This is a genomic window from Bacillus sp. 3a (genome assembly GCF_017161885.1).
Lineage (GTDB): Bacteria > Bacillota > Bacilli > Bacillales > Bacillaceae > Bacillus > Bacillus safensis.
Map to the genome: position 1 here is coordinate 2,873,609 of NZ_CP067376.1, position 21,344 is coordinate 2,894,952.

General features: G+C 40.3%; 23 protein-coding genes and 2 riboswitches. Of the genes, 7 read left to right on the top strand and 16 right to left on the bottom strand.

Annotated features, from left to right (window positions below):
* Window positions 1–40: 40 nt before the first annotated feature.
* Window positions 41–1,231, bottom strand: coding sequence for a pyridoxal phosphate-dependent aminotransferase (locus JJ692_RS14595; protein WP_073204950.1), 1,191 nt, complete (start codon window positions 1,229–1,231; stop codon window positions 41–43).
* A 164-nt stretch (window positions 1,232–1,395) separates the two neighbouring features.
* Window positions 1,396–1,553, top strand: a riboswitch (SAM riboswitch).
* A gap of 80 nt (window positions 1,554–1,633) precedes the next feature.
* Between JJ692_RS14595 and mtnK the strand changes: the two genes are divergently transcribed.
* Both mtnK and mtnA read left to right on the top strand, forming a co-directional pair.
* A complete protein-coding gene (mtnK, locus tag JJ692_RS14600) occupies window positions 1,634–2,827 on the top strand; it encodes an S-methyl-5-thioribose kinase (RefSeq protein ID WP_024424671.1) in 1,194 nt (397 codons plus the stop codon).
* Between the two features lie 6 nt (window positions 2,828–2,833).
* Window positions 2,834–3,895, top strand: coding sequence for an S-methyl-5-thioribose-1-phosphate isomerase (gene mtnA / locus JJ692_RS14605; RefSeq protein ID WP_073204948.1), 1,062 nt, complete (start codon window positions 2,834–2,836; stop codon window positions 3,893–3,895).
* Window positions 3,896–3,919: 24 nt separating this feature from the next.
* On the opposite strand, the gene JJ692_RS14610 is transcribed toward mtnA, so the two are convergent.
* The 3 genes from JJ692_RS14610 to JJ692_RS14620 all read right to left on the bottom strand — a co-directional run bounded on the left by JJ692_RS14610 (window position 3,920) and on the right by JJ692_RS14620 (window position 6,850).
* Entirely contained in the window at window positions 3,920–4,057 is a 138-nt protein-coding gene (locus tag JJ692_RS14610) for a hypothetical protein (RefSeq protein WP_162860203.1), read from the bottom strand.
* 89 nt (window positions 4,058–4,146) lie between these two features.
* Complete coding sequence (locus tag JJ692_RS14615; RefSeq protein WP_024424669.1) at window positions 4,147–4,638, bottom strand: methylated-DNA--[protein]-cysteine S-methyltransferase; 492 nt, start codon at window positions 4,636–4,638, stop codon at window positions 4,147–4,149.
* 1 nt (window position 4,639) lies between these two features.
* Window positions 4,640–6,850 (bottom strand): PAS domain-containing sensor histidine kinase, encoded by a 2,211-nt coding sequence (locus JJ692_RS14620; protein WP_024424668.1) that lies wholly within the window; start codon window positions 6,848–6,850, stop codon window positions 4,640–4,642.
* 293 nt (window positions 6,851–7,143) lie between these two features.
* Here JJ692_RS14620 and JJ692_RS14625 point away from each other — a divergent pair, with 293 nt between their 5' ends.
* Window positions 7,144–8,163: an acyltransferase family protein gene (locus tag JJ692_RS14625; protein ID WP_041116436.1), complete on the top strand. Its 1,020-nt coding sequence runs from the start codon at window positions 7,144–7,146 to the stop codon at window positions 8,161–8,163.
* Window positions 8,164–8,191: 28 nt separating this feature from the next.
* Here JJ692_RS14625 and JJ692_RS14630 read toward each other — a convergent pair whose 3' ends face one another.
* The 5 genes from JJ692_RS14630 to htpX form a co-directional block, all read right to left on the bottom strand.
* Window positions 8,192–8,365, bottom strand: a complete 174-nt coding sequence (locus JJ692_RS14630; protein WP_166644678.1) for a hypothetical protein — start codon at window positions 8,363–8,365, stop codon at window positions 8,192–8,194.
* Window positions 8,358–8,522, bottom strand: coding sequence for a hypothetical protein (locus tag JJ692_RS14635; RefSeq protein ID WP_087975542.1), 165 nt, complete (start codon window positions 8,520–8,522; stop codon window positions 8,358–8,360). The genes JJ692_RS14630 and JJ692_RS14635 overlap by 8 nt, the downstream gene beginning before the upstream one ends.
* A 6-nt stretch (window positions 8,523–8,528) precedes the next feature.
* On the bottom strand, window positions 8,529–9,047 hold the full coding sequence (locus JJ692_RS14640) for a DUF421 domain-containing protein (RefSeq protein WP_024424666.1): 519 nt from the start codon (window positions 9,045–9,047) through the stop codon (window positions 8,529–8,531).
* A 97-nt stretch (window positions 9,048–9,144) separates the two neighbouring features.
* The gene (locus JJ692_RS14645; RefSeq protein ID WP_080696318.1) at window positions 9,145–10,491 is read right to left on the bottom strand and encodes a TrkH family potassium uptake protein; all 1,347 of its coding nucleotides are present in this window, start codon (window positions 10,489–10,491) and stop codon (window positions 9,145–9,147) included.
* 144 nt (window positions 10,492–10,635) lie between these two features.
* Window positions 10,636–11,535 (bottom strand): protease HtpX, encoded by a 900-nt coding sequence (htpX, locus tag JJ692_RS14650; RefSeq protein WP_024424664.1) that lies wholly within the window; start codon window positions 11,533–11,535, stop codon window positions 10,636–10,638.
* Between the two features lie 278 nt (window positions 11,536–11,813).
* On the opposite strand from htpX, the gene JJ692_RS14655 reads away from it, so the two are divergent.
* Window positions 11,814–12,530 carry a DUF1836 domain-containing protein gene (locus tag JJ692_RS14655; protein ID WP_024424663.1) on the top strand — a complete coding sequence of 239 codons (717 nt, stop codon included), beginning with the start codon at window positions 11,814–11,816 and terminating at the stop codon, window positions 12,528–12,530.
* A gap of 124 nt (window positions 12,531–12,654) precedes the next feature.
* Window positions 12,655–12,849, top strand: coding sequence for an alpha/beta-type small acid-soluble spore protein (locus tag JJ692_RS14660; protein ID WP_024424662.1), 195 nt, complete (start codon window positions 12,655–12,657; stop codon window positions 12,847–12,849).
* Window positions 12,850–12,887: 38 nt separating this feature from the next.
* On the opposite strand, the gene JJ692_RS14665 is transcribed toward JJ692_RS14660, so the two are convergent.
* The 4 genes from JJ692_RS14665 to JJ692_RS14680 all read right to left on the bottom strand — a co-directional run bounded on the left by JJ692_RS14665 (window position 12,888) and on the right by JJ692_RS14680 (window position 16,719).
* A complete protein-coding gene (locus JJ692_RS14665; protein WP_185854362.1) occupies window positions 12,888–14,066 on the bottom strand; it encodes an anti-sigma factor domain-containing protein in 1,179 nt (392 codons plus the stop codon).
* Window positions 14,063–14,818, bottom strand: a complete 756-nt coding sequence (gene sigI / locus JJ692_RS14670; protein ID WP_003210952.1) for an RNA polymerase sigma factor SigI — start codon at window positions 14,816–14,818, stop codon at window positions 14,063–14,065. Before sigI ends, JJ692_RS14665 begins: the two co-directional genes overlap by 4 nt.
* Before the next feature lie 215 nt (window positions 14,819–15,033).
* A complete protein-coding gene (locus JJ692_RS14675; RefSeq protein WP_025092318.1) occupies window positions 15,034–15,825 on the bottom strand; it encodes a TerC family protein in 792 nt (263 codons plus the stop codon).
* A gap of 31 nt (window positions 15,826–15,856) precedes the next feature.
* Window positions 15,857–16,027: riboswitch (yybP-ykoY riboswitch) on the bottom strand.
* 77 nt (window positions 16,028–16,104) lie between these two features.
* A complete protein-coding gene (locus JJ692_RS14680) occupies window positions 16,105–16,719 on the bottom strand; it encodes a DedA family protein (RefSeq protein ID WP_133743894.1) in 615 nt (204 codons plus the stop codon).
* Between the two features lie 246 nt (window positions 16,720–16,965).
* Between JJ692_RS14680 and JJ692_RS14685 the strand changes: the two genes are divergently transcribed.
* Window positions 16,966–19,386, top strand: a complete 2,421-nt coding sequence (locus JJ692_RS14685; RefSeq protein WP_151039387.1) for a bifunctional diguanylate cyclase/phosphodiesterase — start codon at window positions 16,966–16,968, stop codon at window positions 19,384–19,386.
* 234 nt (window positions 19,387–19,620) lie between these two features.
* On the opposite strand, the gene JJ692_RS14690 is transcribed toward JJ692_RS14685, so the two are convergent.
* From JJ692_RS14690 to JJ692_RS14700, 3 genes are all read right to left on the bottom strand, one after another.
* A complete protein-coding gene (locus tag JJ692_RS14690) occupies window positions 19,621–20,085 on the bottom strand; it encodes a MarR family winged helix-turn-helix transcriptional regulator (protein ID WP_087975546.1) in 465 nt (154 codons plus the stop codon).
* A 356-nt stretch (window positions 20,086–20,441) separates the two neighbouring features.
* Complete coding sequence (locus JJ692_RS14695; RefSeq protein WP_024426818.1) at window positions 20,442–20,606, bottom strand: hypothetical protein; 165 nt, start codon at window positions 20,604–20,606, stop codon at window positions 20,442–20,444.
* A 37-nt stretch (window positions 20,607–20,643) separates the two neighbouring features.
* Window positions 20,644–20,799 (bottom strand): hypothetical protein, encoded by a 156-nt coding sequence (locus tag JJ692_RS14700; RefSeq protein ID WP_087977671.1) that lies wholly within the window; start codon window positions 20,797–20,799, stop codon window positions 20,644–20,646.
* 192 nt (window positions 20,800–20,991) lie between these two features.
* On the opposite strand from JJ692_RS14700, the gene JJ692_RS14705 reads away from it, so the two are divergent.
* The gene (locus tag JJ692_RS14705; RefSeq protein ID WP_024424656.1) at window positions 20,992–21,321 is read left to right on the top strand and encodes a MerR family transcriptional regulator; all 330 of its coding nucleotides are present in this window, start codon (window positions 20,992–20,994) and stop codon (window positions 21,319–21,321) included.
* Window positions 21,322–21,344 lie beyond the last annotated feature (23 nt).

Genomic DNA, 21,344 nt, shown 5'->3' on the forward strand with positions numbered 1-21,344 from the left:
CAATTTTCTTAAATATTGCCTGAATTATCGCACCATTTTTTTATGTTGTCAATGGCTTTTTTTCAAACAGATTCAAGGCAGCGATGCGCTGAGCAGCTTCTTGTAACCGCTCCTCACTTGTTAGAAGCCCTGCTCTCACGTACCCTTCACCGTGATCACCAAAGCCATTACCTGGCGCAACCACAACATGTGCCTTCTCTAATAATAAGTCAGAAAAGGCTTCAGATGTATATCCTTCCGGCACCTTTAACCAAGCAAAAAATGATCCCTTTGGTGCACTGACTTCCCAGCCAATTTCTTTGCAGGCAGCAATCCATACATTCCGCCTTTTCTCATATCGATCATTTTGCACCTGTACGCAAGTTTGATCGCTTAATAGCGCTTCCGCTGCTGCATCTTGAGTGGCTTTAAACAGGGAGACAAACAGATGATCCTGATAAAGCTCAATGGCTTCAATAACAGACGAATTTCCGGCTGCAAATCCTACTCTCCACCCTGCCATATTGTACGTTTTAGACAAGGTGTAAATTTCTATTCCCGTCTCTTTCGCTCCCTCTATTTGCAGAAAGCTGAGCGGCTTTTCTCCATCAAATCCAATGCCGCCATATGCAAAATCATGGACAACACATAGCTTGTGATCTTTCGCAAATGTAACGGTTTCTTCAAAAAATGAACGGCTTGCCGTAGCCCCCGTCGGATTGTTGGGGTAATTTAAGTACATTAATTTTGCCTTTTTCTTAGCATCTTCAGGCAGCAAATCGTAGTCAGGTAAAAAATCATTTTTTTCAAGAAGTGGCATGGTTACCATATGCGCTCCAGCAAGCACAGCGCCTGACCAATAATCAGGATAGCCAGGATCAGGGACAAGAAGCGTATCACCCGGATTCAGCAGGCATTGCGGCAGCTCAACAAGCCCTGCTTTCCCGCCAAATAAAATCGCAATTTCCGTCTTTGGATCAAGTGTGACGCCATATTCTCTTTCATAAAAAGCGGCAGCAGCCTTTTTTAATTTCGCTGTTCCACGGAATGAGGAGTATTGATGATTTTCAGGTTTTGCTACCGCTTCCTGCATGGCTTTTACAATGTGCGGAGGAGTTGGCTGATCAGGATTTCCCTGTCCCAAATTAATGATATCTGCCCCTTCCTGCACTTTTTTCTGCACCTTTTGGACAAGGGACGCAAAAAATTGTTTCGGTAATTGTTTCAACACATCTGATTGCTGGAATTCCATTTCTTCACCTTCTATTCAAGTTACGTGACAATACAATCACTGTAATGGATTGTTTTATGAATTGTAAAGCAATTTTGAAAAAAGATTGACATGTAAAGCAACGCTCTGATAATATCTTGAATTAAGAAATGCAAACAGACACGAAACAATTACATATTGATTTCTCTTATCGAGAGTTGGGCGAGGGATTTGGCCTTTTGACCCCAACAGCAACCGACCGTTAATACCACTGTGAAGTGGGGCGCAGCAAGTAACGCGCCAAGACAATTGTCTTATAGGGCACGGTGCTAATTCCATCAGACGTATGTGCTGAGAGATAAGAGAGGCTTTGAGCATACACACCATCAAGCCTCTTTCTCTCAGGAGAAAGAGGCTTTTTTATATGATTTGGAGGGGAAGCAATTGGTTACACTTACGGCATCATATGAAGAACTAACAGAAAGCTCGGCAGTTGCACTCGCAATTAGACTTGGCTTGATCCAAGAAAGCAGTCATTTGACATGTACTGAAATTGGTGACGGAAATTTAAATTACGTCTTTCATATTTATGATCACAAACAAGAAAAAGGATTGATCATCAAGCAGGCGCTGCCTTATGCAAAGGTGGTTGGGGAGAGCTGGCCGCTTACATTAGACCGGGCAAGAATTGAAAGTGCCGCCCTGATCAAGCAGTCAGAATATGCGCCGCACCTCGTACCAGCAGTCTATTATTCAGATACAGCTCTTGCAGTGACAGCCATGGAGGATCTCTCTCACTTAGAAATCGTCAGAAAAGGGCTAATTGCCGGAAAACAATATCCGCATTTATCTGATCATGTTGGAGAATTTTTAGGAAAAACACTTTTTTACACATCTGATTTTGCTACAAATCCTAAAATCAAAAAACAATTTGTGAAGCAATTTACGAACCCTGACCTGTGTGATATTACAGAAAAACTCGTCTTCACAGACCCTTTCTTTGATAGTGAAACAAATGACTTCGAAGAAGAATTAAGAGAATCAGCAGAAGCGCTTTGGGCAGATCTTGAGCTGCAAGCCAAAGCAGCGGAATTGAAGCGTATCTTCCTGACATCAGCTGAAACATTGGTTCATGGAGATCTTCATACAGGCAGTATTTTTGCAAATGAGACTGAAACGAAAATCATTGATCCAGAATTCGCGTTTTACGGTCCCTTTGGATTCGATATCGGCCACTTTATCGCCAATCTGTTCCTGAATGCTTTATCTCGCGAGAATGAACACGAGCAGCAGCACCTTTTTGACCATGTCGTCAATGTATGGGCAACATTCAAAGAAGTGTTCACAAAAGCTTGGAAAGAGGACAGCATTGAAGCGTTTAGTGTATCGGACAGCTTTTTAGAAACAACCTTTGACCGGATTTTAAAAGAAGCGACAGGCTTTGCCGGCTGTGAGCTTGTCCGCCGAACAATCGGTCTTGCTCATGCCGCTGATCTTGATGCGATTCCATCACCAACTAGACGGATTCAGCAGAAAAAAGCCGCACTGACACTTGGAAAAACATTTATCAAACAATATCATACAGTGGAAACAGCGTCTGATCTCGTCGCATTATTCCAGCCATCTGTAAAGGAGTGACGGGTTTTGTCAAAAGAATTTGAAGTCCCCCGTTCTGTCGAATGGGAAGAAAACCGTATTCACATTTTAAATCAGCAAAAATTACCGGCCGAAACCGTATTTGAGCATTTATATACGAAAGAAGATGTGTATGATGCGATTGTGTCATTAAAAGTACGCGGAGCGCCTGCGATTGGCATTACAGCAGCTTTTGGGCTGGCGCTTAGTGCGCAAGCCATTGAGACAGAAGAAATGGATGTGTTTAAACAAGAAGTCATTCGAATCAAAGAATATTTAAACAGTGCTCGTCCAACCGCTGTGAACCTCGCCTGGGCATTAGACCGGCTGCTGCAGCGTATTCAGCGTGCAGCATCAGTGAATGCAGCCAAAACAGACCTTGTCCATGAAGCCATTCAAATTCAAATTGAAGATGAAGAAACATGCAGACAAATCGGTCAAAATGCTCTTCAGCTCTTTAAATCAGGTGACCGTATCATGACCATTTGTAATGCAGGTTCCATCGCAACAAGCCGGTACGGAACAGCCCTTGCTCCCTTTTATTTAGCCAAAAAGAAAAATCTTGATCTTCACATTTATGCATGTGAAACACGTCCTGTTCTTCAAGGCGCTCGTCTGACAACATGGGAGCTTATGCAAGGCGGCGTGGATGTGACGCTCATTACAGATAACATGGCAGCCCATACGATGAAGGAAAAGCAAATTTCTGCTGTCATTGTTGGAGCTGACCGTATCGCCCGTAATGGAGATACAGCAAATAAGATTGGAACGTTAGGTCTAGCCGTTCTAGCCAAGCATTTTCACATTCCGTTTTTTGTAGCAGCACCGCTTTCAACCTTTGATGTATCCACCCGCGACGGGTCAGATATTCCAATTGAAGAGCGCGACCCGCTGGAAGTAAAGGAATTAAACGGCGTCCCCATTGCACCGCCTGATGTTCAGGTATTCAATCCCGCCTTTGATGTCACTCCTCATCATCTTATTTCAGGCATCATTACAGAAAAGGGAATTATCACATCAAACTATGCAGAAGAGATTGATGCTCTTTTCGCCGAAAGCATCTCTCAATGATCGCAAAAAAGCGCCGTGTTCTTGTCATTTAAGAGCACCGCGCTTTTTTGTTTCTTGATTCGTTTTTGTTAAGATTTCTTTTTTTTGTTCTTCTGTCAAAACGTTCATTTTGACACATAGTGATGTAACGGCATACATTTTACCTTTTTTGCCCCAAAACATGCCAGCGCCCTCCTTTTTCCCTCGGCCAACTTTTTTAGCTTAATAAAAGGATATGTCGCTTGACAAACATTTGGAACAGGTCAATCGATTTATTTTTGAACAAATGGGATGCCTTCTAATTCAAGGAGGACCGCTTTCATGTCTGTCTTCGATCCTGCATAGCCCGTCAAAGACCGGTCTTTTCCAATCACCCTGTGACATGGGATAAAAATAGGTAATGCATTTCGTCTGTTAGCTTGTCCGATGGCTCTTACAGCCTTTGGATTGCCAATCGCTTCTGCAATGTCTGCATAGCTTTTTGATTCACCATATGGTATGGCCGACAATGCTCCCCACACCTGCTCTTGGAACGGAGAACCTGTTTGCTTAAGCGGGAGATCGAATACTTGACGCTCACCCTTGAAATATTCATCTAGCTGCTTTTTCGCTTCTTGTAAGACAGGCGTATCTGCTTGCTTTAGATTCGCTGTCTGCTTTTTTGCTAAAAACGGTTCATCATCAAACATCACCTCGATGATGGCACCATCCTTTTCTAGTATGTATAATTCCCCGATGGGTGCGTGATAGACGGTATAATACACGTTACTGCTCTCCTTCTTGTTTCTGCTGCCTAAGTGGCAGCGTGAGATGAAAGACGGTTCCTACGCCTTCCTCACTTTCTACCTCAATGGTTCCTTGATGCTCTTCAATAATTTTATAACTAACCATTAAGCCAAGTCCAGTTCCTCTTTCTTTCGTTGTATAAAAAGGCTCACCTAGACGCTTTAGCTTATCCTCTGCCATTCCGCAGCCTTCATCACGCAGTGAAATGACAATATGCTCCTCGCCCTTCCGCTGAATGCTCACATAGACATTTCCTTTGCGCGGCATGACTTCAATTGCATTTTTTAAAATGTTAATAAAGACCTGCTTTAATTGGTTTTGTTCACAATAAATGAGCGGAATCTCATCCAGCACATTGAGATGCATTTGAACATTGCCAAGATTCGCCTGTGCGTGCAGAAGATCCATCGTGTCTTTCACAATCTGCACCACATTTTTTTCTTCATATACAATGGCTTGCGGTTTCGCTAAAATCAAAAATTCGGTGATGATGGATTCAATTCTTTTCAGCTCTGATGTGATGACATTGAAATAGAGCGAATACTCCCCTTCTATATTTCCTTTTAACAGCTGAATGAAGCCTTTTAAGGCTGTCATCGGGTTTCTAATTTCATGAGCAATTCCAGCGGCAAGCTCTCCGACCACATGAAGGGTATCTGATTTTCTCACCCGCTCTTCTAATTCCTTCCGCTCTGTCACATCTCTAAAGATCGCCAAATTCATATTATGGATAATGTTGCGTTTAAAAGAGAATTCCAGGATACGCTGATCTGGATGGTTCAGTACAAACGGAACTTCATTATCCATTTCATCTAATGACATCGCCTCGGCAGGCTGAGCTAAATTTTCTATTTGATAAGGGGCAAGGATGTGGAAAAGATTCATTTCTGTTAAATGATCGTCCTTCAATTGAAGCAGCTCGCTGGCAGATGGATTGACTTCAATGATTCGGTATTGATTATCAAAAAGAACAATGCCGTCCATTGATCCATTAAATACTTTGCGGAATTTGAGCTCACTTTCGCGCAGCTCCTGCTCCATTCTTTTTCGATCACTTACATTACGTAAAATGGTTAAGTGCTGTCCTTCTAATACCGCATGCTTTGATGTAAACTCAAGCTCTTTATACTGTCCATTTGCCATTTTGAACAATAGCTCTTCCCTTATTTCATGATTCCGGATATAGCGTCTTCTTGTTGGTCTATATCTCTTATCAGATTTGACGAGAAAGTCGGTAAGTTTTTTGCCAATCAGCGAGTGCATAGGTAATTCAAAAATTCGGCAGGCTGATTCATTGGCTTTCACAATCTCTCCATCGTCCGCCCATATGATGATGGCATCCATTGCATTTTCGAAAATTTCTCTAAAACGTTCTTCACTTTTTAACAGCTTCTCTTCCATCAGTCTTTTTTCTGTAATATCCCGCATGATGGACATATAAAAACCACTCATCACATTTGATGTGATGGTGAGTTCAAATAGTTTTTGCTGGCCAGATTGAAGGGTAACAGGAAGCTCCCCTTTTGCTTTCCCTGTTTCTTTAAGTGACGTTAAAAGATGCTGCAAGGCGGGAAGATTTTCTTCTTCGACAAATTCATGTAAATAGCGATCGGTTAAATCAGTCTTTTGCAGCTCAAAGCTCTGACAAAAAGAATGATTCGCATCAATCATACAGCCATCCTGATCAAAAATGACCATCCCGTCAATAGCTCGGTCAAACAAATCTTTGAACAGCTGCTCATTCATGGAGCGCTCTCGTTCTAATATTTTCTTTGATGAAATATCTCGCATGACCACTATATACTGCTGATTCATGGTGTCGTGCTCTGCGACAAATTCAATGTATTTTGTTTCGCCATTTTCCAGCTGAATGGAGATTTCTCTTTTTAACGTACCTTTTCGAAAAAATAGATCGAGTGAGCATTCAACTTTATCTTTCGGGATGCCGTATAGGAAATCTAGAACGGATTTATTGAGGAGGTCTTCTTTCGGTGTCTGGACAAGCCTGCATGTTGCTTCGTTGGCTTGGATGATGTTGAGGTGCTGATCAAATATAAAAATGGCATCTAGCGTCTTATTTAACAGCATTTTTTGCTGCATCAACTCAGTTCGCAAATATTCGTTCTCTTTTTCTAATTTTCTGATATCTCCCGCAGGGGTTAACCTATTGCCATCGAGCGTTTCAGTCATTCTCTTACACTCCTTTTCCAGCCTCATTCCTCTACAATATTTCTACAATATTTTCATTGTTCCTTCATTCGACTCATAAAAAAAGATAACTTTTTACACGAAGACTGTCTCATTTATTTCATTTGGATGACAGGATTGTATAACAATTCACTTTTCTTACGCTTCTTTTACAACCGTTCTACAATTTCACATCAAATAGCGAATTAAGCGAAAATGTATTTTAGAATGAGGCAAATAAGGGAACAGTGCACTTAGAACATTTATGTTCGAAATCGAGCAGGAAAGGTGATGTTATGGCATCCTCACGAGATAGTTATTTTGATAATGCGAAATTCCTTCTGATTTTTCTAGTTGTTTTTGGTCATTTGTTACGATCATTCATTCATGATAATGACTGGATGCTCTATTTATACAAGTTTATTTATACCTTTCACATGCCCGCCTTTATTTTAGTTTCTGGCTTTTTTGCAAAAGGGTTTAGAAAACCAGGCTTTATGAAAAAAGTCGCCGTTAAGCTGATCATCCCATATTTAATCTTTCAGGTGATCTATTCGGTTTACTATTATCTATTACAGGATCAAAGCATGGCCAATTTAAATCCAATTGATCCGCAATGGTCCTTATGGTTTTTAATTAGTTTATTCTTTTGGAACTTGCTGCTTATTCCTTTTTCAAAACTGCCGTTCCACTGGGCGATGATTGTCAGTTTATCGATTGCATTACTTGTCGGTTATGTGGACAGCATCAGCGATACACTCAGCTTATCACGTACGTTTGTCTTTTTGCCTATGTTTTTAGCTGGATTCTATTTAAAAAAGCAGCATTTTGAATTCATCCGTACAAGCAAAGGAAAGCTTGCAGCACTTTTTGTATTAATGGCTGTGTTTCTGTTTTGCTACTTCTATGAATTTGATTATTCCTTCTTATTTGGCTCAAAGTCGTATGCTTCTCTTGGAGATGAAGGAATGATTGCGGCGATGAAACGAATGGCATGGTATTTGCTTGCATTTGGCGCTACATTCAGCTTCTTTGCATTAGTTCCAACACGCCGTTTCTTCTTTACAAAATGGGGAACAAGAACGTTATATGTTTATTTATTACATGGCTTTGTGATCAAGTTGCTAAGAACCACTTGGTTTGATGACTGGGCGCTAAATGCAGCAAGTGTACTCATTTTATTGCTGCTGACCATTTTGTTAACCTTTACCCTGTCTAGCACTTTTGTCAAAACCGTTGCACAGCCAGTGATTGAGCTCAAAATGACCAATCTCATGCGAACAATCACCGGCAGGCAAGGCAGTTATATCAAATAAAAAACGATCCTTTATGGATCGTTTTTTTCTATTTCTTATTCTGCTGACATGCAGCATCTTTCTTTGGCTTCACCAATGTATCAATCCATTTGCTGCTGTTAATATCTCCAAGCTCACTGCCAAATTCCTCTTCTAAAATATCTGGGTCCATTGGCTTTTTATGGTCCTTCATCTCTTTGCTCTTCATATGCTTCTTAGTCACGAGATGCTCCCCCTTGTTTTCCTTTATGAGAATTTCGGTTTGCCTGACGATCTCTTGATTGTTCGTCAAATTGGGTTTGTCCTTGATCATGTGCCATGCTTTCTGTCGGCGTCATATTATTTGTTAATGCTTCATTTTTCGCTGCTTTTCTTTTCATCTGCATTCAGTCCTTTTTTGACAGGTTTAGTTCTTCTCTTAATTGGTCAAGGAGTTCTTTCATTTGCTTGACCGTCACTGGCTTTTCCTCAGGTTTTAACTCATAGCCAATTTGTCCATTGGCTTCTAGCGTGGCTTTTTTGAGACAGCTGATGTCAGTGATGCCTTGCTGCTTTAAACGCATTTTAAATTGATCCCTTGTGAGCCTTGTTTTCTTCAGCTTATGATCAAGCATTTCGCCATCCTGTAAAATCACAACCGATTTTCCTGAAAGCAATTTTTCAAAAAAATCCGATTGAATTGACAGCTTTTCCATAATGACAAGTGCCACAATAAAGATGGTAGCTGCATAAATGGTTTCAAGTAAATTATGCTCAATAAAGGGTTGGATAATAATCGATCCGATTGAAATCATAATCACTGTTTGTTGTACAGTTAATTGACTAATGGATTTAGGCCCTGCTATTCTCAGCAGCAAGGTACCAACTAGCAGCATGACAATTGCTTTCCATAATACATCCAGCACGTCTCGTTCACCTCTTACCTATAGATTGCGAACATCCCATATGATTTAGCCAGTTAGATAATGGAAATAAAAAAACAGCATTCAAATGGAATGCTGTTTAACCAATAATGACGCGCTCTTTCGGATAATGATAATTTGCTTCGCTTTCTCTCCGGCCTATTAAATATAAAAAGCTTGGAATGCCGATCCGGCCAATAAACATGACCACCATGATAATACATTTACCAAACACAGTGAGATCTGAGGTGATCCCAAGCGACAGCCCCGTTGTTCCGAAAGCAGAGCAAACTTCAAATAAATTTTCAAGAAGTGTATTATGCTCTGTTAAGGATAACAGGAACGTAGCGCCAAAAACCAAAATAAAGGCCATCATGGTCACCATAAGGGATTTATTAATATCCGCTTGATGAAGCTCCCTCTTGAAGATTTTTATGGACTTATTTCCCCTAGCATAATGAAACAATGCGAGTAAATTAAGGGCAAACGTAGTTGTCCGAATTCCGCCCCCCACAGAGCTTGGGGAAGCCCCGATAAACATGAGCATACATAAAAATAAAAGCGTCGGTTCCGTCAGCTGCGTAATATCTAACGTTGTCAGCCCCCCGCTTCTTGTTGCAGTCGATTGAAACAAAGAATAGAACAAAATTTCGTGCCAACTTTTCCCTACAAAGCTAAACCCTGCTTCAAGTGCATAGATTCCAATCGCTCCAACAACGACAAGGCCGCCGAACGTGAGTGTTGTAATTTTTGTAAACAACGAGAACGATGCGTGCTTACGGTCCTGATTGAACAAATAATCCTTTACTTCCACAAGCACAGGAAAGCCAATCGCTCCAAAGATGATCAGCAGCATCGTAATAAACTGGACGAAATAATCATCTTTGTAAGGGATAAGAGAACTCCCTGTAATATCGAAGCCACCATTGGTTGTCGCACTAATACTCGAAAAGAAGCCATGTAAGAAAGCTCCTTGCACATCGTAATATTTGAGAAAATACATGCTTAAAATCAGCCCGCCGACAAACTCAATCAGCAAAATTAAATATAAAACCTGCTTCATTAGTTTCACAATTCCTGATAAATTGCTTTGATTTTGATCTGCCATGATGAGCTTTCTTTCTTTAATTCCAATTCTTTTTCGCATGACAAGCCATACGAAGGTACCGAGCGTCATGATGCCGATGCCTCCAATTTGCAGAACAAACGCAAGGATCCACATCCCTGTCACACTAAATGTTTGTGAGGTGTCGACAACAGTCAGTCCTGTGACACTTACAGCACTCACCGCTGTAAATAAGGCATCAATGAATGTCCATTTGACTCCCTCTTGATGAGCCACTGGAAGGCTGAGAAGAATAAACGATACGGTCACAGCAAGAAAATAATAAAGGGCAATCAACTGAAACGCTGACAGCCGGTCAATTAGCTTTTTTATAGGATTCATTGTCATTCCTTCTTTTATCTATCTTTTCGAATACCTTTATCATTTTAATGAAAAGAGACATGATTTTAATGCTATTTTATGCTTTATTTTCTTTTTCATCAAAAAGAAAAAGACATCCTGTTAAAGAATGTCTTTTCGTCTTTCTTATTTTGCTTCTAGTCTTCTGATTCTTTCGTTCAAATCAGGGTGTGTTGAGAAAAGAGAAGCTTTTCGTTTACCGCTGATTTTCAGCGTAGCGACTGCTGTTTGATCATCATCTTTGATTCTTGACGTGTACGCCTCAAGTGAACGAAGCGCATGAATCATTTTATCTTTACCTGCAAGGTCGGCTCCGCCGCGGTCTGCATGGAATTCACGGTGTCTAGAATATGCAAACACGACAAGGCTTCCTAGGATAGAGAAAATGATTTGGAAAACAATCACAGCGATAAAGTGAACAATCGGCACAAGCTCTTCACGTGAAACAAAACGGCTTGCGATCCATGCCGCAATTCTTGAAAGGAACACAACGAACGTGTTGACGATTCCTTGAAGCAGCGTCATCGTCACCATATCACCATTCGCAACGTGAGCGACTTCGTGGGCGATTACACCTTCAACTGCTGCATCATCCATTTCATGAAGCAATCCAGTTGATACCGCAACAAGTGATCTTCTCTTAGAAGGACCTGTTGCAAATGCATTGACTTCAGATGATTGATAAATACCAACCTCAGGCATTTTAGAAAGGCCTGCTGCTCTTGAAAGTCTGTGCACGCGGTCAACAAGCTGCTGCTCATCATATGTTAATGAATCCTTTTCTGGATTTAACACACGTACACCCATCATCATTTTTGCCATCCAGCGAGACATTGCAAGTGACATAAACGAGCCAACAAAACCAACAACTGCACTGAATACAAGAAGATAAAGGATATTAAGTCTTCCGTCTGCTCCTATATAAGAACCAACACCAGTTGCTGCACTAATAACCGACAGTACAATACCAATCGTAGTGATAACAAGAATGTTCGTTAATATAAACAGAAATATTCTCTTACCCATACATAACCTCCGCTGTCATATTAAGTTCAAATGAACTTATTAATAAAATTATAAAAATAAACGTCTCAAATTGCAAGGAAAAAGGAATCACTTTCTCTGTTTATCATAACGGCTAAAGCCCCATCACATCAATATTTACGACATTCGCCCCAGCAGAAAAGTGAACAAATTGTGACGCGCAGGTTTGAATTTGAGTTTATTTTGCATTTTCATCAAAAAGAGACTATGATGTTGAATTAGATCAATAATCACGTTTTGACGTACAAATGAGGTGGAACATGGTTACTTTTAAATTAACGAGAATTGACATGACAAGACTTCTGTATTCTCTAAAAGGAGAGGGAGATCTGACTCCGCTTCAGCTTTTGAAACTATCTGTAAAAAATGGCAAGGATCATGACTATGATGAATTAAAGATCCCGTCTTTTTTTGAGAAGCTTGAACGGCGGAAGCAAAAATCAGAGCATGGCCTTTCTACAAATGAAATTGTTGAGCTTGGCAACTTGTGTGAGCTGACTTCTCTTAAATCGACGGCGATTCAAAATTGGATCAAACGTGATATTAAAGATATGATTGGCCATCCAGAGCTTGGCAAGAAGTACTCTATTGATCAGGTCGTTATTTTATTAATTGTCAGGGATTTAAAATCAGTTTTTGACTTCGATAGCATTCGTATGATCTTATCTGCCTTATTTAACACCATCACAGATCGAACAGATGATATTATTAGTCCAATCCGTTTTTATGAAGCATATGCGCACGTCCTTGATTTTATTTATCACCATACACAATTTCCATTAAAGGAAACAAATTTACGAGAAATAACTGAGGAGCAGACAGACAAACTCCATGACGAGTTTACAGAATTGACGAAGAGCCAATGGAATTTGATTAAAGGAATTATCAGTTCTACCGTCTTCTCTGTATTTACTTCTCATTTGCAAAGTACAGCTCAAGAAATGATGTATAATACGCTGCAGCTGAATAAGGGATAAATAAGAACCGAGGTGACCTTCATCATCTCGGTTTTTTTGTACAGCAATTGCCAGCATAAATGTACGGCTTTTTTTTCAAAATAAGAAGGCGCAACAAACATGAGGTGAAAGGAGGAATATGAACATGGCAAATCGAAATCAACTTCTTGTTCCTGGAGTAGAACAAGCTTTAGATCAATTTAAATACGAGATCGCTCAAGAATTTGGCGTCACTCTCGGTTCAGATACAGTCTCACGTGCAAACGGTTCTGTTGGCGGTGAAATCACAAAAAGACTCGTTCAACAGGCTCAATCACAAATGGGCAATCAATCTAAATAAAGACATGGTGAAATACGCCGGAGCTAATCTGGCGTTTTTTATTGTTCATATGTGTGCTCATGCCGGTTCTCGCGATAAGGAAACGGTGCACCTTTCCCTTTTTGCTTCGCATGTTCTCTTTTTTGTTCAGCGGATGGATTGTTCTGATCCCTGCCGTTTTTTTTTGCATGTTTTTCCGCATCACCACGTGATGTGCCGTTCCAGTGTCTTCTTTCATCAGGATCGGTTGATTGATTTTTTTTTTGCTCTTTATCGAAAGAATGATCCTTTTCTTCCTTTATCTTGTTGTCTTTGCTTGCATCATCAGGTTTTTGAGGCTTTTGAACAGATCCTTGCTCTTCCCTCTCTGCCTCCTTCTGCTCTTTGTCCTCAGCTTCAGGAGCCTCTTGATCTGGCTGCATCTCTTCGCTATCGTCTGTCTTTACGTCTTCTTGTTTGTCTTTATCTGCTTGTTCTTCATCATGTTTCTTAGGATCTTCTTCCTTCACAGCATCGTTATCTGCTCCGTCTTCATCCTTTTTGATGTCTTCATGTTCTTGATCTTGCATTTCTTGATTTCTAATATATGTTCCTGTTGAAATGCCTGCCTTTTGAGCCTTTTCTCTTGTTTCCATGTCACTTTCCACAGTTTCCAGCTTATAATTGCGTTTTTGATATTCACCAGAAATGGTGTTAATTTTGCTTTTTACGTTTGTTTTATATGTATTGTCCTGCTTGTTTTCATAAACGGTTGAAATATAAATACTTTTAGAATGGTTCACATATCCTTTTTTGTCACAGTCATCTATAATTTCCTGCACGACTTTGGTCATGTCGTTTTTTTCTAAATCCTTCATACTCGCCAGTACTTGCTTTGCATCTTTATTCAGCGGTGTGACACCGATCACTTGATAATTATGATCAAGCTTCAGCTCAAAGCTTGGATTAATATCAATTGTCATATACGCATATGCTTTTTGACTTGAGAAAGATGGCATCATAGTAAAAATTACGACAATAATCGCTGCTATCGATAGGATTCCTGCATTTAACGGACGTAAACGAAGCAGGTCAAAAAAACCGGCTCTTTTTCTTTCGAGACGTGATTCATTCGGAAATGTCACTTCTTGGCCGATTTCATAGTTTTGCTCTTCATATTTTGTCCGCAGAAATTGTCCATCAGGGGTCAGCAGCGTGACATATTTTTTGTTTTTCTCTACTATAATGCCTCTTCTCATGAATTAAGCACCCCTTTAAGGTAATCTTTCAAATACACATAATCACCTGTCATAATGATCGCCATCGCAATGATATATTTTCTATTTCTCTCAATCGTTTTGCGGCTGACTTCCACTAGCTTTTCCAGCTGTTTGACGGGCAATTGTTTTTTCTGAAATAAAATGGTTCTCAGCTCATCGTGTTCAACGAGTGTATGGGCTACTTTAATGGCATTTTGCCTGGCATCTGCATGCTTTGGTGAATGCTCAAGCAGCTCTTGAAACGTGAGACCGTATACTTTCAATCGTTCTTTAAAATGTTCAATCTCTTCTCTTCTATGTTCTTGTTCAATTAAACGCCTATATTCATTTGCAGAGAGCTCGGCTTCAATCATGCTTTGAGAGTATTCGCCGTTCTCACTTTCTTGCAGGTCCATTTGAACCGTTGGCGCATTTCTTGCTTCTTTTCGAATATAGTCAATCACTTTTCTTTTAATAATTAATTCTGCGAAAGCAAGCAGTGAGTTTCCTTTTTCGGCAGAGTATTTTTCTATCGCTTCATTAAAGGCGATTAAGCCTATGCTGAATTCATCATCTTTTTCATCTATATATCGTTTACAAACGGATGAAACCGTCTTAGCGACAAATGGTTTGTATTGCTCTATTAATGCATTTTGCAGTTCGATATCACCTTGTTGAATACTGATAGCCGACTGCTCTAATGTTTGCTTTTTCTTTCCTTTTTTAAACAAAAGGCTAAGCAATGGTTTCACCTCAGTTCTCCCTATATTACTCATTTATGATAGCTAATTTATGAGGGAAGCGCAAAGGAAGAAATGAGGAATTCATTTCCTGTTACTCAATTATGACATGTATGTCACCATCTACTTTACAATGTTTCGTCTAAAAGCAAAGAAATAAGGGGGTATCTCCCCCTTATTTGTAATATACGTGTTATGAAAATGAAATGATATTTCTTTCAAAAAACCTACTCTCCCAGGCGTGCCTCTTGCTTCTCCTCGTTTTCCTGCCCGCCTTTTCTTGATGGACTTGATAAAAACCAGCCAAATGCTGCAATTGCGAGAAGCACTGTCCAGAAAATGACTTTCCATAATGCTGAATGAATAAAATGAGACGATACGACCCCAATAGCTGGATGTGACAGTGTATAAAGCGTGAGCTTCACACCCACCCATCCGACAATGACAAATGCTGCTGTTTCTAGGCTCGGTCTTGTTTTGAGCAGTTTCACAAAGACCGTTGCTGCAAATCGCATAATAACAAGACCAATGATACCGCCTAAAAGAATGACAATAAATTGACCGCCATCGAGTCCACCGATTTGCGGAAGACTTGTTTTTGGCAGTGTCACAGCTAAAGCGACGGCCGCTAAAATGGAATCTACAGCAAAAGCAATGTCAGCAAGCTCTACTTTCACGACTGTTGCCCAGAAGCCGCTTTGTTTCACATTTGTTTCAGTTTCCTTTTTCTTAAATACGTGCGATTTTAAAATATGGTGAATGGAAATATAAAGAAGATAAATTGCACCAATGGCTTGAACTTGCCACACATCCACTAAAAACGAAATAAGAAACAGAGAACCAAACCGCATGACAAACGCACCTGCAAGTCCGTAAAACAATGCCTTTTTTCTTTGTTTTTCAGGAAGGTGTTTGACCATCACGGCCATGACCAGCGCGTTATCAGCTGCTAAAATCCCTTCTAATCCAATCAGTACGAGCAGAACCCACCCGTACTCTAAAATAATAGCTGCATCCATCATCATTCCTCCTTGTTTTTATCTATTGTCCCACAACAGACAAAGGCTTATGAATGCAAAAAAGACCTTTGCCTGTAATGGCAAAGGTCTTGCTAGACATGTGATATGTAGAATCATGCCAACAAAGCCGATGAACATCAGTCCATGTAATGACGACTTTGTTTCCGGTAAAAACCGGACGCTACTCCCCTTTGGCGGGATTTAGAATATTTAGATTACTTATATCATAATCAATAGACACTCGATTGTCAACAGGTGACTTTCACTTCGATCCATTGATTAGGCAGTTGGCGTTTCTGTTTTTCTTTTTCTTCGTTTTAGCAATAAGTAGAGAACAAACAATAACACAACACCGATCCCAATTGGTAAAAGATAAGGATCTATCATGGCGCCAACCTCTTTCCAGTTCTCCCCAAGCATAAACCCAAGATACACATACACAAACGTAATTGGTGTAATTGCCAAAAACGTATACAGGCAAAAGACCCACACATTCATCTTGGCAATACCGCACGGGATGGAGATCAACGTTCTGACTCCTGGTATGAACCGGCCGCTGAATGCGACGAATCCGCCATGCTTTTCAAAAAAAGCATCCGATTTATCAAGCGCCTCAGGTTTTATAAAAAAGTACTTTCCATATTTATTTAAAAAGGGTCTGCCGCCGTAACGTCCTAACCAGTACAAGGTCAAAGGGCCAGCCACGCCGCCAATAGAGCCGGCCGCCACAACACCGATAAAAGCCATGTCCCCTTCTGAGACCCAGTAACCCGCAAGAGGCAAAACCACTTCAGCAGGTACAAATTCAATGCATAATGCGAGGAAGATGCCAAAGTATGACAAGTTCTTAAAGGCATCAGCTAAAGAAATAATAAAATCTTCGATGTTTATCAATCCCTTTCAAACATAATCATTTGACTGATTCTATCTCTTTTAGAATCACACCATATATTAAACGAATAAAACCGAAGAAACGATTCGCTTTTCGTCGTTTTTTTACATTAAATTTGATTTTACTATAAAAGAAGGGTGAAAAAAACGTTGATTATTGTATTTAAGTGAAGGAAAGGTGAACACAGAAGCCATTCGATCCGATATATTAAGTATATGTCTGTTTTAAGATACAGGAGGTTTTCTTACATGACCCATTTAACAGGAAGCTACAATGGATGGCTTGTCTTTCTGTCAATCGCTGTCGCCGCTGTTGCCTCCTACTCAGCTCTTCATATAGCCAGCAGGGTAGCACAATCAAGCGGTGCAAAGAAAAAGGTATGGCTGCTCATTGGTGCAATGATCATGGGAATGGGGATATGGTCGATGCATTTTATTGGCATGATGGCATTTCAAATGCGTGTTGGCATCACATATGATACATACTTACTGATTTTATCGATTTTGGCCTCATTTATCGGATCCTTGATCGCTTTTTCAATATGCATTCAAAAGCAGCTCTCTAGAAGACGGCTGCTCATTAGTTCAATCACCATGGGTTCAGCTATTTGCAGCATGCATTATCTTGGAATGGAATCAATGGCCAATGTCTCAATCAGCTATGATCCAGTCCTCTTTTTTCTTTCGTTTTTCATTGCTGCCATTACCTCCTACTTCTCATTGAAACTCTTCTTTCGTGTTGACCGCACGAAAAGTAAACGGGAGAATTATCTTTTAAAGGGTCTTGGTTCAATGTTGATGGGCGGTGCTATAGCCGGTATGCATTATACTGGTATGGCTGCCTCTACCATGTTTTATCATTCAAATGGACAGGCTGCTATAGGTGGATCTCTTGAAATGTCGCCATTCAGTCTGTCGATTTTTGTCGGCTTAATGACACTTATAGTCCAAACACTGATGATTTTTGGTGCCTATATTGATCACCGGATCATGACGCAGTCAGATCAGCTGAAAGAAAATGAACAGCGGTTTCAATCGCTTATCAAACATAATATAGACGGCATTATCGTGTTATCTGTCGATCGAAAGGTTCTTTCTGCAAATGACTCTGGTAAACAAATCTTAGAGTTGTGCAATTCTAAGATTGGTGATGATGTCAGCCAATATGTGATGCCGACTGAGTTGTGGGAAGAATTTATTTCTCAGTCAAAAAAAGCTATCACACGCGAAGCAGAACTGAAAGCAGCAGATCGTTTTTATTATTATCATGTCACTTACATACCTGTTCATGTGAACAATTCACTCGACAGCATTTATCTTGTTTTAAAAGATTTAACGCAGCAGCGGATTGCAGAAAAAGAAATTCATGTGATGGCACATTATGATGCACTAACAGAGCTTCCTAACCGCCGCCACGGCATCAATCATTTAAATGATGTTCTCTCCGCTCAAGAAAAGTCAAAAACATCAACAGCGGTTCTGTTTCTTGACTTAAATCGTTTTAAAATTATTAATGATGCACTTGGGCATAACATCGGAGATTTACTGCTGAAAGCTGCCGCAAATAGACTGACACAATGTTTACCGGACAATGGCTTTATCGCAAGACTTGGCGGTGATGAATTTTTAATGATCTTTCCCCACATGGATCATGATACACATAAAGTCGAACAATTTTCTAAAAATATCATCCATCAATTTGAACGTCCTTTTTTCATCCAGAACCATCAGCTCATTACATCGATCAGCATTGGGATCGCCATCTCTCCGCAAAATGGCAAAGACGGGATGGAGCTGATGAGAAAAGCCGATATGGCCATGTATTTATCCAAAAAACATAAGCAAAGCCGTTATGAGTTCTTTACCGAATCCATGGAAAGATTAAGTGAGGACAGGTTAAACCGGGAGCTGGAGCTGAGGGATGCCATTCAAAGAGAGCAATTTGTCCTTCACTACCAGCCGCAAGTCAGTGCCAAAACAAGAAAGATGACTGGGGTTGAAGCCCTTTTGAGAATGAAGGCACCAGATGGTTCCTTAAAATCACCTGAGGCTTTTATTGAGCTGGCAGAGGAATCAGGTCTGATCATTGATATTGGCAGATGGGTCATTGATACGGCTGGCAAGCAGGCAAAAATGTGGTATGACGATGGGCTGAAGATTCCTGTGGCTGTCAATTTATCTGCGAAACAATTCAATTCTGAAGACTTAATTGATTTGATCAAGCTCACACTGAAAAAATACGACCTGAAACCGTCACTCTTGGAGCTTGAAGTCACAGAAAGTATGACAATGGACAATATCAAGCAATCAAAACAGGTGTTAACATCGCTAAAACAGCTTGGCGTCCGCATTAGTATTGATGATTTCGGTACAGGCCACAGCTCATTAAGCTATTTAAAGGATTTACCGATTCATCGACTGAAAATTGATAAATCCTTTATTGAGGATATTTTAAGTGATTCAAAGTCTGAACAGATTACAGGGGCTATTATAGCGATGGGACACCAGTTATCTCTCGAAGTGATAGCAGAAGGTGTTGAAACGTTTGCACAGGCTCAGCTATTATCTGCCCAGGGCTGTGACGACCTGCAGGGGTTTTATTATGCCAAACCGCTGCCAGCAAGCGATATTGAAAAATTCATCGCCTATCCGGCGCTGCTTGACACATAAAAAAGGTGCCAATGAGGGCACCTTCCAGCGTGCAGACAAACCCTCGCATTCGGTGTCAGTCCTGCGTGCCGGTGCTCACGAATGCTCAATTCGCTCCGCTCCGGTACTCGTCCTTCCTAGACTTCAAAGGTTTTCTGTCACGCTGAGCTGAGAAGAAGACAAAGGGCTAAAATAAAGATCACTTTAGCCCTTTGTCAACAATTTAAAAGGTGCCATTATTGGCACCTTTTCGTTTTATCTAAATAATAAATGCTGACTGTGAATACCTGCTTTTTTCAATAGACTAATCAATTGCTCTTGCTCTTCACGTGTCAGACCAGAGAATGCACGCGCAATCCGAAGAGAGTGGATCGGATAAATCTTGTCAAGATAGCTTCGCCCTTTTTCCGTTAAATGGGCATAAACCGACCGTTTATCCTTGGGGTCCTGTTCTCTTTCAATGAAACCATTTCGTTCTAATTTGTCAATTACGTACGTCACATTCCCGCTGACAAGCAGGAGTCTTGAGCCGATTTGCTGAAGCTTTTGAGCACCTCTTGTGTACAGTAATTCAAGAACGGCAAATTCAGTTGGATTAAACCCATGCTCTTTGCTGTCTCTAATACTGTGTTCTGAAACGCTTTTAAATGCTCTTGCAAAAACCTTGTAAAGCGTCATTGAGCGTTCTACTTCTTCTTCATTAAACGATAGTCTCATCACATATCTACCTCTTATAATATTTTTTTAACTTCAAGGCTGTCTTGCGGTGCAGTTGGAGCCTTTCGTAAAAAATAGAAGTACGTTTTTGAAAACCCTTTCAACCACATAAGTGACTCCATTCGTGTTATGTATAAGGTTTCGATATAAACTTTTAAAATCCTTCTTATTTTTCACAATCATCTCGAAAAAAAGCTTTTTCAGCAAACCATCAAGATGCGACACACTTTAACAAAATCTGTAAAGAATCTATGGTTTCTTGCACTTCATTCGCCAAATTTCTACAAAATTCAATATTGCTATAATATTAAACAAAAAAAAGAACCCTTTATGTGACATACGCACATTTCAAGGGATTTTTACAGACAGCGTTCTGTTTTGTTGAAAAAGAAATGATACTCTTTTTTTAAGTCACTAATTGTCATGTTCTTGGCCGCATCAGGGCTGTAAACCCCTAATGAACATAGCTGCTTCGTATAATAATGTCTTTCCTTTGCTAAAGCTTCTTTTAATATACGCCGCACCGATTATCCCTCCTATCAAGTGATTTGGATCGGGTGCTTATGAAGACTTCTTATACAAATCATTTTGCATGGCTCTTAGAAGCGCATGTGCATTCTGACCTGCAGCCTGCATGAATTGCTCGAGCAATTCATCCCTCTTCACATCTAATGCGATGATTTCTTTTGCCATACGAATGATCTGTGCTTCCTCCATCATATGCTCCTCCTCCTATGTCAATTCACCATGATTATATGCCGCCGTAAGATGTATTGCACACTCCCTGTAATCTTTCCTCCCATGGTTTTTTCATTTTTTTCGTTTTTGTGTTATATTTTCTAACAAACGATAGGTTTTTTCACTTCTCGTTCTATATAATATGAAGAAAAGACTTGCAGGGGTGAGTATATGACGCAGGAAGATGTATCTTATAAAGATAAAAAAGTCATTTCAATCGGGATTGTCAGTGAGCTAACAGGGCTTTCCGTCAGGCAAATCCGATATTATGAGGAACGTAAACTCATTTACCCCCAGCGCTCAACAAGAGGCACACGGAAATATTCTTTTGCAGATGTTGAACGTTTGATGGATATCGCCAATAAACGGGAAGACGGTGTGCAGACAGCTGAAATTTTAAAGGACATGAAGAAAAAAGAACAAGCGCTAAAAAGCGGACAATTTAAGAAAAAAATGCTGGAAGGCCAGATTAACGCACACTTTCGGTATAAAAATCGTTAAACAAAAAAAGAATCGCTCTTTTG